Here is a 13756-nt window from a genome sequence, read left to right on the forward strand (position 1 = left end):
GTTCGCAACAGGCGACCGGGCAGGTCGCCTGTAGAGCAGTTAAGCTATTAGGCTATAGATAAGGCATTAAACTTTCTTTCGCGCCGTTAAGCGCACCCATTCTTCTTTAACCGCTACCGGGTCAAACTCAAATTCTGCCGCATAGGCATCGATCACCGACTGAGCCTGACTTTCCAGAATACCAGACAGCGCCAGTAAGCCACTTGGTTTGACATAAGCACTGATAATGCCGCTCAATTGTGCAAGCGGACCGGCCAGAATATTAGCCACTACTACATCTGCTTGTAATGAAGCTGGTTGATCCTTGGGCAAATACAGCTCAATTTGTTGTTCTACACCGTTGCGGGTAGCGTTGGCGAGGCTTGATTCAATAGCTTGAGGGTCAATGTCGACACCAACCACACGCTTAGCGCCCAACTTTAATGCGGCAATACCTAAAATGCCTGAGCCACAGCCAAAATCGACCACTAAACTTTGCGACAATTCCTGTGCATCCAGCCATTCCATACAAAGCGCTGTGGTTGGGTGAGTACCGGTACCAAAGGCCAAACCAGGGTCCAGCATCACGTTCACAGCCGTTGGGTCCGGAATATCACGCCAGCTTGGGCAAACCCATAAACGGTTACCAAAACGGATAGGGTGGAAGTTATCCATCCATTCTCTTTCCCAGTCTTTGTCTTCCAGTTGTTCCAGCTTGTACTGCACCCCATTTTTAAAGATGGCTGCTTTTTCCAGCTGACGAACAACCTTGTCCATCTTGTGTTCGGCGTCAAACAAACCCACCACAACCGTATTTTCCCAATACAAGACTTCACCCGGCATTGGTTCGTAAATAGGGGTGTCTTTGGCGTCCACAAAACTGACAGCTTGCGCGCCCCAGCTCATTAGCATATCGCTGACCTGCTCGGCTTGTTTTTCAGTGCTGTTTACGCGTAATTGGATCCACGGCATGGCGTTGCTCTTCACTCTCTGGAAATGGGCGCGAATTGTAGCAGTTTGGCGGCGTAAAATCAGGCGTAAAAATAACAAAGCACCGTGAAGGTGGCTTTGGAGGACTGCAACGCTGCGCTATAAAGTCAACAACGCTGCAGCTTCAAGTACGCAGGGGATTACTTCAGACCGAGTTTATGTTCCAAATAGTGGATATTAGTTCCACCTTTATTGAAGTTCTCGTCTGTCATAATCAGCTTGTGCAGTTCGATATTGGTTTTGATCCCACCGACCAGCAGTTCGCTTAAGGCATTACGCATACGGGCTATCGCGATATCACGGTTTTCACCGTATGTGATCAGCTTGCCCACCATGGAATCGTAGTTTGGCGGCACTGTGTAATCAGCGTAAATATGCGAATCCCAACGCACACCGTTGCCACCTGGTGGGTGGAAGCGGGTGATAGTGCCTGGTGACGGAATAAAGGTCTTGGCATCTTCAGCGTTGATACGGCATTCCACAGCATGACCACGGATCACAATGTCTGACTGCTTAATGCTCAGTGGCATGCCAGAGGCAATGCGCAGCTGTTCTTTAATCAGATCCACACCAGTGATCATTTCTGTCACAGGGTGTTCTACCTGAATACGGGTGTTCATTTCGATGAAATAAAACTCGCCGTCTTCAAACAGGAATTCGAAAGTACCAGCACCACGGTAGTTCAGGTCGATACACGCCTGCACACAACGACCACCGATAAAATTACGCAGTTCCTGAGTAATGCCTGGAGCTGGCGCTTCTTCTACCACTTTCTGGTGACGACGTTGCATAGAACAATCACGTTCACCTAAGTGAATGGCATTGCCCTGACCATCAGCTAACACCTGAATTTCGATATGACGTGGGTTTTCCAGGAATTTCTCCATGTACACCATGTCATTACCAAAAGCAGTGCCTGCTTCGTTTTTGGTCATCGCAATAGATTCAACCAGTTCGTCTTCGCTGCGCACCACACGCATACCACGACCACCGCCGCCGCCAGCAGCTTTAACGATAATCGGGTAACCGATACGTTTAGCAATAGCTTTGTTGACTTCGTCGTCGTCGCCCACAGCGCCGTCAGAACCTGGTACACAAGGTACACCGGCTTTTTTCATGGCTTCAATGGCAGAAACTTTGTCGCCCATTAAACGGATAGACTCAGGACGTGGACCGATAAACACCAGACCACTTTCTTCCACTTGCTGCGCAAAATCAGCACGTTCAGCTAAGAAACCATAACCAGGGTGAATCGCCTGGGCATTGGTCACTTCAGCTGCGGCAATCAGCGCAGGAATATTTAAGTAACTTTGTGGTGATGGCGCAGGACCAATACAAATGGTCTCATCGGCCAGCAGCACGTGTTTCAGATTACGGTCTACTGTGGAGTGCACAGCCACCGTTTTGATACCGAGTTCCTTACACGCACGTAAAATACGCAGTGCAATTTCACCCCGGTTGGCGATCAGTACTTTTTCTAGCATGAGTCTGCCTTTTAACTTATTCGATCACAAATAATGGCTGGTCAAACTCAACCGCTCGCCGTTTTCTACCAGAATTTGTGTCACCACACCCGCCTTGTCAGACTGGATTTGGTTCATCATCTTCATCGCTTCGATAATACACAGCGTATCACCCACTTTAACGCTCTGGCCTACTTCAACAAAAGCTTTGGAAGTTGGAGATGCTGCGCGGTAGAACGAACCTACCATAGGTGAACGCATCTGGTGGCCAGTGATGACTGGCTTGGCAGCTTCAGCAGGAGCAGCGGCAGCAACTGGCGCTGCAGCAGGAGCTTGTTGCATTGGCGCAGCAGCATACTGCATTGGAGCATATTGCTGCATTGGGCCATTGCGGCTGATACGAACGGATTCTTCGCCTTCAGTAATTTCAAGCTCGTTAATGCCTGATTCTTCCAGCAGTTCGATCAATTTTTTAATTTTTCTGATATCCATGACGTAGTTGCCTAATTAATTTGATGGAATGGTTGATAAGGACGACACCGCCGATTCCAGTGCATAGTGGTAGCCTTTGGCCCCTAAACCACAAATCACACCTTTGGCGATATCGGATAAATACGAGTGACGACGGAATTCTTCCCGCGCATGTACATTGGACAAATGCACTTCAATAAAAGGGATAGCCACGGCCAGCAGCGCATCACGAATCGCCACGCTGGTATGGGTATATGCGCCCGGGTTGATAATAATAAAGTCCTGTTGTCCAAGGCTTTGCTGAATAGCATTGATGAGCTCATGTTCGGCGTTAGATTGCAGATGAGTCAAAGTAGCATTCAGCTCTTTGGCATGGGCAGTTAAGCCATCAACAATTTGCGGTAAAGTGGCGGCGCCATAAATTTGAGGCTCACGTTTGCCTAACATATTTAAGTTAGGGCCGTTGAGCAGCAAAATACGTAAGTTTGTCGACATATAGCGCGAATTTCCCGTCATCTTGTTTAATTGCCAACTATCTTGCCAAAGGCATAAAGCAATTGCATCTTTTTTGTTCAGCGATCAGCTGTCGCTGCAGATTTGCCGCTTATTATAGTGAAATCGTTGCAAATGGCAGCAAAATACTGGTCTTATCAGCAGAGCGGAACTTTTTTGCGAAGTTGAAAATGAAGCTGTGAAATTTCGGCAAAGTCAGAGCCAGTCTGACTTTGCGTGAGTAGCGCGGAAATTTTTACTGCAGTATTGGGCCTAAATGGGCGCTAAAATCTTTTGGTCCCATGAAGCCTGTAATGCGAGATTGCGTTAATTCGCTGCCGTTTTTATCAAATAACAGCAAAGTTGGCAAACCTAAAACCTGAAAATGATCGAGCAATTGCTGATCCTGCTCAGTCGCATGGGTGACATCTATCTTAATTAAGGTGAACTGCGCCATTAAGCTTTTCACTTCGCTATCAGCAAAAGTGATGTGCTCAAACTCTTTACAGGCCACACACCATTCGGCGAACAAATCGACCAGCACAGGTTTACCTGCCTCGGCTGATTTGTTTACTTCCTGTTGCAGCTCATCCAAAGTTTTCACCAGTTTAAATTCGGTATTTTGTGTTTGAGTGACTTGCGTTGTTGTCACTGTAGCGCCAGGTAACCAATACCATAAGTTCGCGCCTGTAGTGCCCAGCACAATCACTAAGGCCAGCATCCAACTGATACTTTGGCCTGTAGTACCGGAAGAGAGTTGCTGCGATAAGCGGTGTAAATACACAGCCAGCATCAACAAGACGAGAGTTGCGGCAATGACCACCACATAAGCAGGCAGGAAACGGCTGAGTAACCAGACCGGCACTGCTAATAACAGGAAACCAAAGCTGGCTTTAACAACATCCATCCAGGCGCCGGCTTTGGGTAAAAACTTACCGCCCGTGCTGCCTAAAATCAGTAAAGGCAAGCCCATACCCATACTTAAGATATAAAGCGTTAAAGCGCCTAAAGCTAAATCACCGGACTGGGCTACATATAAAAGTGCTGCTGTCAGTGGCGCTGTGGTGCAAGGGGAGGCGACTAAACCTGATAGCAAACCCATCAACGCTGCACCTTTAATGCTGCCGCCTTGTTGTTTGTTGCTTAAGTTATTTACTTTGTTTTGCCATTTTTCCGGCAGGCTTAAGTTAAAGACGCCAAACATAGCCAAGGCTAAAAACACAAACAAGATACTGATGGCGATTAAGACAACAGGGTGCTGAAAATAGGTCTGGAACTGCAAACCTAAGCTTGCGACCAATAAACCTAATAAGGAGTAGCTAATCGCCATACCCTGTACATAAGCCATAGACAAACTAAAGGCGCGTTTGCCGGATAACTGCTGACCTTGCCCTACAATAATGCTGGTTAAAATCGGGTACATAGGAAACACACAAGGCGTAAAGGCTAAACCTAAACCCAACAGGAAAAACAAAAACAATGCTTTGACTGTGCTGTCGCTTTGTAATTTATCTAGCAGTTGCAGCTGTTCTGAAACCGGTGCTGTAGAAGTTGTTGTTGAATCATCTGTAGCAGAATTATCCGTAATACCTAAAGCGGCTGCAGCATCAGCTGTACTGGCGCTAGCCGTTACAGCAGGTGCTATCAAAGGAATATCCAGCGTTTGCACCGGGTAACATAAGCCAGCTTCAGCACAGCCCTGGAAACGCACTTTGAGCATTGCTTCAGAACCCAATTGGCTTAACGGAATATCCAACACCACCTGATGGAAATACACTTCGGACTCACCAAAGTATTCGTCAGTAATCATCACACCTTTTGGGTACTGTGGATGAGAAAAGGCAGCATCTATGCCGACAAACTTAAACTTGTCTTTATACAAGTAATAACCGTCCGCTATGGTGAAGCTCACCTGCAACTTGTTTTCTTGCTGGCGAAAATCCATCACAAAAGCCTGCTCTACCGGCAGAAACTGCGAACCTTGCTGCAAGGCTGCCAGCGCATTGGTGCTTTGTGCCTGACTTACAAAAGATAAGCACAGCAGCAGGCTAACTAAAAAACTCTTAATCACGACTTGTTACCTCTTGAACCCACTGTAAATAGGGGGCGAATACTTGTTGTGCAGCAATAGCAATAATTTCAGGCACCTGATACGGGTGTAGAGCACAAATGGCCTGTTCGACTTCGATAAAATCTTCTTTTCTGGCTTTAATTAACAATGGAATTTCAGTGCTTTGTTCAAGTTTACCCTGCCAGACATAATGCGATTGCACTGCAGGCAAAACGTTAACACAAGCTGCCAGCTTTTGCTCCAGCAAGTGTTGAGTGATGCACTCTGCAACTTCTGCATCAGGGCAATTACACAAAATCAGTTCCATCATCATGGTCGGATCCTCATCATCACGGCAAACAAGACCTGCTTAACCTGAATTTTGTTGCATAAAACGAATTGTTTGCACAAAAACTAAGCAGAAACACTTAAAAGCGCAAAATTTTTAAAAAATAGCCCTTGGGTTCATAAGGAGATTGCCCCATATAGCAAACACAACAAATTTAACACCCAATGTTAAAACTCAAATCGCTTTTAGGAGATAAAAAAGCATGAATATTCGTCCATTACACGATCGCGTCATCATCAAGCGTTTGGAAGCTGAAAGCAAATCTGCTGGTGGTATTGTGCTGACTGGCGCTTCTGCTGAAAAATCTACTCGTGGTGAAGTGGTTGCAGTTGGCAACGGTCGCATTTTAGAAAACGGCACAGTCCGTCCTTTAGATGTGAAAGTCGGCGACAAAGTGATCTTTGGTGCTTACGTAGAACGCACTGAAAAAATCGAAGGCCAGGAATATGTCATCACCAAAGAAGACAACATCCTTGGCGTGATCACCGAATAATCTAAACCGAACTTTCTTATTTAATTTCAAAGCATTCAGAGGAATTTTTAAAATGGCTGCAAAAGACGTACGTTTTGGCGATGAAGCCCGTAACAAGATGCTCAAAGGCGTCAACATTTTAGCAAACGCAGTGCGCGTAACTTTAGGCCCTAAAGGCCGTAACGTGATTCTGGACAAGTCATTCGGTTCCCCAATCATCACCAAAGATGGTGTATCTGTGGCCAAAGAAATCGAGCTGGAAGACAAGTTCGAAAACATGGGCGCACAAATGGTGAAAGAAGTTGCTTCTAAAGCCAATGACGAAGCCGGTGACGGTACTACAACTGCCACTGTGTTAGCACAAAACATTATCAACGAAGGCGTAAAAGCTGTTGCTGCCGGTATGAATCCAATGGATTTAAAACGTGGTATCGACAAAGCTGTGATCGCTGCCGTTGAAGAACTGAAAGCTTTATCTCAGCCATGTGCCGACACTAAAGCTATTGCTCAGGTAGGTACTATCTCTGCAAACTCTGACGATGAAATTGGCCAAATCATTGCTAATGCCATGGACAAAGTAGGCAAAGAAGGCGTGATCACTGTTGAAGAAGGCCAGGGCTTAGCCAACGAGCTGGCTGTGGTTGAAGGTATGCAGTTTGATCGTGGTTACCTGTCTCCGTACTTCATCAACAACCCGGAAGCTGGCCAGGTAGAACTGGACAACCCGTTCATCCTGACTGTGGATAAGAAAATCAGCAACATCCGTGAATTACTGCCGGTATTAGAAGGCGTGGCCAAGTCTGGCAAGCCTCTGCTGATCATCGCTGAAGATTTAGAAGGCGAAGCTTTAGCAACGCTGGTTGTGAACAACATGCGCGGTATCGTGAAAGTGTCTGCAGTGAAAGCGCCAGGCTTCGGTGACCGTCGTAAAGCTATGCTGCAAGACATCGCTGTATTAACTGGTGGTGTAGTGATTTCTGAAGAAATCGGCATGGAGCTGGAAAAAGCTACGCTGGAAGATTTAGGTACTGCGAAGCGTGTTGTGATCACCAAAGACAACACTACGATCATCGATGGTGCTGGTGAGCAAGATGCTATTGACGGTCGTGTGAAGCAAATCCGTCAACAAGTGGAAGACGCCACTTCAGATTACGATAAAGAAAAACTGCAAGAGCGCCTGGCGAAGTTAGCTGGTGGTGTTGCTGTGATTAAAGTAGGCGCTGCCACTGAAATCGAAATGAAAGAGAAAAAACACCGCGTAGAAGACGCGCTGCACGCAACCCGTGCTGCCGTTGAAGAAGGCGTAGTACCTGGCGGTGGTGTGGCTTTAGTACGTGTAGCTGCCAAACTGACTGAACTGCGTGGCATCAACGAAGACCAGAACCACGGTATCAAAATCGCACTGCGTGCGATGGAAGCACCACTGCGTCAAATCGTTGATAACGCCGGTGAAGAGCCATCAGTTGTAGTAAACAACGTGAAAAACGGTTCAGGCAACTACGGTTACAACGCTGCCACTGGCGTGTACGGCGATATGCTGGAAATGGGTATCCTGGATCCAACCAAAGTAACTCGTTCTGCTCTGCAGTTCGCAGCTTCTGTTGGTTCTCTGATGATCACCACCGAAGCTATGGTTACAGAACTGCCGAAGAAAGACGCTCCTGCAATGCCAGATATGGGCGGCATGGGTGGCATGGGAGGCATGATGTAACTTAGTTACATCATTGTTTTTCAAAGAAAAACCCGGCTTATGCCGGGTTTTCTGTTTATGGACATAATGGATTTTGAAGGGGACAAACCGCTCTCCGAACCAGCCCAACCACCACCAACTACTGCGTTCGCCCGTTCGCGCCTCCCGCGCTCACTTTTGATTGCTCACTACGCAGTTACTGGTGTTTGGTGTGTAGCAAACTGCTCAGATGATTTAGCAGTTAACGAGTAAAAATGTCCTGCCAGCCTCAACAAAATATAGCTAAGATAACCCAGCTGAAATTAAAGAAGGGGCCGTAGATGGAACCAAAAAAAGTAAACAAAAAGCCAATAATAAAAGCGATTTATCGAGCATCCACAGTCATCGAAACTGGCGAATCAACGGCAGTTGTACTTGCCAGATTAAAAAAGAAAAGTACAAAATTTTTAGGGCTTAAACTTGCTTTCTTATCAACATGACTATGTCTACATTTAGCGTGGTGTCATTTTGTGAAAGTAGTTCTTCATTGAATTAAGTAGTCTAATTTTTTCGCTAAGAGAGTCTCTAATGTTTCAAACCATTTTTTACCATTGGAATTTGCAAAGCTGAACTTAAGGCATCGAAGGCTTAAAATTTCAAATCTTGATGCTTTGAATGACCCTTTCGAATTTTTCTGTTTTGATACATCGAAATCAGATTTCAGAACCAAACTCAAAAGTGGCCACAGAGCAATTGCTAATGATGTTGGCGTTGTATGTTTTTCTAAGGCATGGAATTGCCCGGTCCAATGGGCTCATTACGCTGACCGTCATCGAGGGATATGTCTGGGATTTAGTTATCCAAAAGAGTTTGCTAATAATTTCCACGAAGTTGAATATTCAACGAGTAAGTTCGATGCCAACTCGCTAAATGTTAAGCAAATTCTGGATAAGGCTCTATATACAAAATATAAAAATTGGGAGTATGAACAAGAAGTTAGAACTGTCATTGAACTTAAAGAACGTGACAGTGACGGCAACTATTACATGCCTTTCGAAGGAAATTTAAATCTGGAGAAAGTTATAGTCGGCTGTAATTGTGAGATATCACGAAGCGAGCTTGATAAACTGATTGGTGATTTAAAATCTAAGATCGAAGTATTCAAAGTTCGTCCTGCCTTTAGAACTTTTAAAATGGTGCGTAATGAAAATAAGAGGCTTTGGAAGTAGGTTAGGTTCATTAGTCACTCGTGGCGGCTAATATTCAAACATCCCAATCTCCAAGCATTTGCCGGCAATTACGCACTGTAAGGATCCGGACTTCATGGTCTACGCAGTAAATAATTCTATAGTGACCGAAGATGATTTCACGGTAATTACTGTAGAGAAGTTCGGGCACGGCTCGGCCCATTTCTGGAAGTGAACTCAAGAGTGCTGTTTTATCCAATACCTCATTCACCCATTGTTCTGCTGCTACTGGATTATCCAGAGTAATAAAGTCTGCAGCGTCACCCAACTTTTCCAAAGCTAAAGGCGACCAAACCACATTCATTTTTTCAGCCGCGCTAGCAGTAAACTGCGGGCATCTTCATTTGGAACTCCGGAGCCTGAAGCCAATTGAGCTTCAGCGGTGCGCAGTTCTTCCAGCAGTTCAATTTTCTCCTGCATAGCTTCATATTCAGCAACATCCAACAGCACAGCGACGCCTTTGCCATGTTGCGTAATCACTAAAGGACGGCGGGTTTCGTTAATTTGCCGGATATAAGACGCAACACTGGATCTGAATTCAGAAAGAGGTTGGATGTCTTGATCAAGTCGGAGACGTGCCACAATAGAGTCCTATTAAGTACGAAATAACGTACAAAATATAGTGTAATTTGAGTAATCAAGCAAGGCAGTTTCACTATAAAGATCGTTAGCCCCAAACCCCTGTCCCTAAAGCTTTACAAATCGCTAAAACCTCAATTAATCACTTTAATTGATTAGAAACGAATTTTCTATTCTATTGGTCTAGAGTTCATCGCGGTGCAGGTTAACTTTAACCAATGGAGGGAGCGCATATGCTTCAACGGAAAACAACATTACTCTCGGCTTTAGCAGTCGCCGTTTCGCTAGCTTTAACTACCCATATCGCCAGTGCTGAAAGCATGAATAAAGACAATCAGTTCTGGTGGCCTGAACAATTAAACCTGGCGCCGCTGCGTCAGCATGGGGTGGAATCCAGCCCTATGGATCAAGGCTTTAACTATGCTGAAGAGTTTAAAAAGCTGGATTTAAAAGCCGTCAAAGCCGATATCACTAAAATTATGACCACGCCGCAAGACTGGTGGCCGCCGGATTATGGTCACTATGGGCCGTTTTTTATTCGTATGGCCTGGCACAGCGCTGGTACCTATCGGATTTCCGATGGTCGGGGTGGGGCTGGTGGTGGGCAGCAGCGGTTTGAGCCTTTAAATAGCTGGCCTGATAACGTCAATTTAGATAAAGCCCGGCGCTTGCTCTGGCCTATCAAACAAAAATACGGCCGACAAATTTCCTGGGCCGATTTGATGGTGCTGACAGGCAATGTGGCGCTGGAGTCTATGGGCTTTAAAACCTTTGGTTTTGCCGGTGGCCGCACCGATGACTGGGAAGCCGATATTGTTTACTGGGGCCCGGAAACTAAATTCTTAGATGACAAACGCTACAGCGGTGATCGTAAGCTACAAAAACCTCTGGCAGCTGTTCAAATGGGCCTGATTTACGTCAATCCGGAAGGGCCAAATGGCAATCCTGATCCGCTGCTTGCCGCCAAAGATATTCGCGAAACCTTTGGCCGTATGGCGATGAACGACGAAGAAACAGTGGCCTTAATAGCGGGTGGTCATACTTTTGGTAAAGCCCATGGTGCGCATAAACCTGAAGAATGTGTTGGCAAAGAACCGGCAGCTGCTGGTTTGGAAGAGCAAGGCTTTGGCTGGAAAAACAAATGTGGCAAAGGCCATTCCGAAGATACAGTCACTTCGGGTTTAGAAGGAGCCTGGTCGGTGAATCCAACCGCCTGGACCACTCAGTATCTGGATAATCTCTATGCCTTTGACTGGGTCAAAACCAAAAGCCCGGCTGGTGCCACTCAGTGGATCCCGAAAGACGGTCAGGCCGCGAACTTAGTGCCGGATGCACATGATAAAACCAAACGCCATGCGCCTATTATGTTCACCACAGACCTGGCGCTAAAAGAAGATCCTGAATACCGCAAAATCACCATGCGCTTTAAAGAAAATCCGAAAGAGTTTGAACTGGCCTTTGCCAAAGCCTGGTTTAAATTAACCCACCGCGATATGGGGCCTAAAGTGCGTTATTTAGGTGCTGAAGTGCCAGCTGAAACCTTGATTTGGCAGGACGCTGTGCCCGCTGTCGATCATGAATTGGTCAACGCTGAGGATATCAAAGCGCTCAAAGCTAAAGTGTTGTCATCAGGTTTAACAGTGCCAGAGCTGGTTCGCACCAGTTGGGCTGCAGCCGCCAGCTTCCGTGGTACAGATTTACGCGGTGGTGCCAATGGCGCTCGTTTGGCTTTAGCGCCACAAAAAGACTGGGCGGTAAATAACCCGGCTGAAGTGGCCAAGGTACTGAAAAAACTGCAGGCTATTCAGCAGGACTTTAATAAAGCCCAAAGCGGCGGCAAAAAAGTTTCCCTGGCTGATTTGATTGTGCTTGCAGGTAGTGCTGCGGTAGAACAGGCCGCCAAAGCAGGGGGCATCACAGTAGAAGTGCCCTTTACACCGGGCCGCACTGATGCCAGTCAGGCGCAAACCGATGTGGCATCTTTTGCTGTGTTGGAGCCGATGGCTGATGGCTTCCGCAACTACTACAGCAAAGATACCCTGTTATCTCCTGCTGAGGCTTTGGTAGATAAAGCCAATCTGCTGACCTTAAGCGTACCGGAAATGACAGTGCTGATAGGTGGTTTACGTGCGCTGGACGCCAATACAGGCGGTGCGAAACACGGTGTCTTTACTAGTAAACCCGGCACTTTAAGCAACGACTTCTTTGTCAATTTGCTGGATATGTCTACAGAATGGCGCAAGTCAGCTAAAACTGAAGGCATGTACGAAGGTGTGGATCGCAAAACTGGCACACTGAAATGGACAGCAACCCCGGTGGATCTGGTGTTTGGTTCGCACTCGGAGCTGCGTGCTATTGCCGAGGTTTATGCGGCACAAGATGGCAAAGTGAAGTTCACTAAAGACTTTGTCGACGCCTGGACCAAAGTGATGACGCTGGACAGGTTTGATCTGACTATGTGATAGCTTTGTTGTTGAAGTCAATGATGAAGATAAAACACGGCGGCCTTTGGGTCGCCGTTTTTTCTGGGATCACTTGTATCATCTTAGTAGTTGACTGTTTTACTCGGGCTTTGTTAAAGTTGCGCCATCCCAAAGGGGAGTAGCTCATTACTGGTTTATCGTCATTACGAAACTTCAGGTTTCCGGTAACCAGGTCAGTACCACACTGATGAGCAAGACCTTTGCCGCTCTGGCAAAGATCCCTTTCAAACAGGAGTTCCAGCCCTAGCGGTTCTGGACAATACCGGTAGCAGCCGGTGAATCAAACCCTGTTTGGAGCTTTTTATGGAATCCATTGCAAACCCCTGGTTATGGACCGCATTTTTTAGTGTGGTCATCATCATGCTTGCTATCGACTTATTTTGGGTCGGTGGCGGTAAACAACATAAAGTCTCAGTCAAAGAAGCTGCCATTTGGTCTGGTATTTGGGTATCGGTGTCTATGCTGTTTGCTGCCGGATTATGGCTGTATCTGAATAACACTGTGGGTGAACAAATAGCCACAGCCAAAACTCTGGAATATGTCACAGGTTATTTAATTGAGAAGTCACTGGCCATAGATAACGTCTTTGTCTGGCTGATGATTTTTACTGTGTTTGCTATCCCGGCTGATTTACAAAAACGCGTGCTGGTATTGGGTGTTATAGGTGCCATTGTGATGCGTACCATCATGATTTTTGCTGGTGCCTGGCTTATTACTCAATTCCATTGGTTACTTTATGTGTTTGGCGTTTTCCTGCTGTTCACTGGTATAAAAATGTGGCTGGCTGCTGAGCAACAACCTGATTTAGCCAATAGCAAAATCGTCTTGTGGTTACGTCGTCGTTACAACATTACAGAACAACTTGAAGGCGAGAAGTTTTTCGTCAAACGTTTCGTCGATGGCCGCTGGGTACGGTATGCCACGCCGCTGTTTTTGGTGTTGGTGCTGGTGGAATTCTCGGATCTGATCTTTGCTGTTGACTCCATCCCGGCTATTTTTGCCATTACCACAGATCCATTTATCGTTTTAACCTCAAATATCTTTGCGATATTAGGTTTACGCTCTATGTATTTTCTACTGGCCGATATGGCTGATCGCTTTAGTTTACTGAAGTATGGTTTGGCTTTAGTGCTGGTATTTATTGGTATCAAAATGATGCTGATTGATCTGATGAAGATCCCAACCGCTTTATCCTTATGTGTCGTAGCGACTATTATTGCCACCTCTGTGATACTGTCACTGCGCAAAAATCGTAAAGAAGCTGAAGGTTCAGCAGAATAAAACTGACGGCTAAGCCCAACTGGCATCTATTTTTTGCATGGATGCTAGTTGGTTAACTCTTCCCAACTACATCAGGCCCAGCTAGGCTAGAGTCATCCACATATGCCAAGGGCCATCTATGCGCCAGCAGTTGCTAAGTGGCTGGCAGAAAGCCTTAAAATCTGTCCTTGTATGACGTAGATGTATGGACTCCCCTCCCTGCGAGGGATTATGGTGAAGTTGTCACACAAA

13 protein-coding genes and 1 pseudogene are annotated in these 13756 nt (G+C 46.2%); 6 read left to right on the forward strand and 8 right to left on the reverse strand.

All coding sequences use genetic code 11. From position 1 onward, the window contains the following. Positions 1–66: 66 nt before the first annotated feature. The 6 genes and pseudogenes from prmA to cutA form a co-directional block, all read right to left on the reverse strand. Positions 67–951, reverse strand: a complete 885-nt coding sequence (prmA, locus tag WH43_RS06995; RefSeq protein WP_053423913.1) for a 50S ribosomal protein L11 methyltransferase — start codon at positions 949–951, stop codon at positions 67–69. Positions 952–1109: 158 nt separating this feature from the next. After that, positions 1110–2453 carry an acetyl-CoA carboxylase biotin carboxylase subunit gene (accC, locus tag WH43_RS07000; protein ID WP_053423914.1) on the reverse strand — a complete coding sequence of 448 codons (1344 nt, stop codon included), beginning with the start codon at positions 2451–2453 and terminating at the stop codon, positions 1110–1112. A 16-nt stretch (positions 2454–2469) separates the two neighbouring features. Continuing rightward, positions 2470–2924 (reverse strand): annotated as a pseudogene (accB, locus tag WH43_RS07005) (acetyl-CoA carboxylase biotin carboxyl carrier protein). A gap of 15 nt (positions 2925–2939) precedes the next feature. Further along, positions 2940–3398 carry a type II 3-dehydroquinate dehydratase gene (gene aroQ, locus WH43_RS07010; RefSeq protein WP_008899125.1) on the reverse strand — a complete coding sequence of 153 codons (459 nt, stop codon included), beginning with the start codon at positions 3396–3398 and terminating at the stop codon, positions 2940–2942. A 253-nt stretch (positions 3399–3651) separates the two neighbouring features. Next, complete coding sequence (locus WH43_RS07015) at positions 3652–5466, reverse strand: protein-disulfide reductase DsbD (RefSeq protein ID WP_053423915.1); 1815 nt, start codon at positions 5464–5466, stop codon at positions 3652–3654. Continuing rightward, positions 5459–5779, reverse strand: a complete 321-nt coding sequence (gene cutA, locus WH43_RS07020; RefSeq protein WP_286049550.1) for a divalent-cation tolerance protein CutA — start codon at positions 5777–5779, stop codon at positions 5459–5461. Before cutA ends, WH43_RS07015 begins: the two co-directional genes overlap by 8 nt. A gap of 217 nt (positions 5780–5996) precedes the next feature. Here cutA and WH43_RS07025 point away from each other — a divergent pair, with 217 nt between their 5' ends. The 4 genes from WH43_RS07025 to WH43_RS07035 all read left to right on the forward strand — a co-directional run bounded on the left by WH43_RS07025 (position 5997) and on the right by WH43_RS07035 (position 9164). Then, positions 5997–6287 (forward strand): co-chaperone GroES, encoded by a 291-nt coding sequence (locus WH43_RS07025; protein WP_053423916.1) that lies wholly within the window; start codon positions 5997–5999, stop codon positions 6285–6287. A 52-nt stretch (positions 6288–6339) separates the two neighbouring features. After that, a complete protein-coding gene (gene groL / locus WH43_RS07030) occupies positions 6340–7977 on the forward strand; it encodes a chaperonin GroEL (RefSeq protein WP_053423917.1) in 1638 nt (545 codons plus the stop codon). 299 nt (positions 7978–8276) lie between these two features. Further along, positions 8277–8435 carry a hypothetical protein gene (locus WH43_RS20430; RefSeq protein WP_286049551.1) on the forward strand — a complete coding sequence of 53 codons (159 nt, stop codon included), beginning with the start codon at positions 8277–8279 and terminating at the stop codon, positions 8433–8435. A gap of 111 nt (positions 8436–8546) precedes the next feature. After that, positions 8547–9164 (forward strand): DUF2971 domain-containing protein, encoded by a 618-nt coding sequence (locus WH43_RS07035; RefSeq protein ID WP_053423918.1) that lies wholly within the window; start codon positions 8547–8549, stop codon positions 9162–9164. 34 nt (positions 9165–9198) lie between these two features. On the opposite strand, the gene WH43_RS07040 is transcribed toward WH43_RS07035, so the two are convergent. Both WH43_RS07040 and WH43_RS07045 read right to left on the reverse strand, forming a co-directional pair. Beyond that, the gene (locus WH43_RS07040) at positions 9199–9486 is read right to left on the reverse strand and encodes a type II toxin-antitoxin system RelE/ParE family toxin (protein WP_053423919.1); all 288 of its coding nucleotides are present in this window, start codon (positions 9484–9486) and stop codon (positions 9199–9201) included. Next, the gene (locus WH43_RS07045; RefSeq protein ID WP_053423920.1) at positions 9483–9764 is read right to left on the reverse strand and encodes a type II toxin-antitoxin system Phd/YefM family antitoxin; all 282 of its coding nucleotides are present in this window, start codon (positions 9762–9764) and stop codon (positions 9483–9485) included. The genes WH43_RS07040 and WH43_RS07045 overlap by 4 nt, the downstream gene beginning before the upstream one ends. A 230-nt stretch (positions 9765–9994) precedes the next feature. Between WH43_RS07045 and katG the strand changes: the two genes are divergently transcribed. Beyond that, on the forward strand, positions 9995–12223 hold the full coding sequence (katG, locus tag WH43_RS07050) for a catalase/peroxidase HPI (protein ID WP_053423921.1): 2229 nt from the start codon (positions 9995–9997) through the stop codon (positions 12221–12223). Positions 12224–12547: 324 nt separating this feature from the next. Next, positions 12548–13525, forward strand: a complete 978-nt coding sequence (locus tag WH43_RS07055; protein ID WP_053423922.1) for a TerC family protein — start codon at positions 12548–12550, stop codon at positions 13523–13525. The last annotated feature ends 231 nt before the right edge of the window (positions 13526–13756 follow it).

The sequence above is a fragment of the Rheinheimera sp. KL1 genome (assembly GCF_001275035.1).
Classification (GTDB): domain Bacteria; phylum Pseudomonadota; class Gammaproteobacteria; order Enterobacterales; family Alteromonadaceae; genus Pararheinheimera; species Pararheinheimera tangshanensis.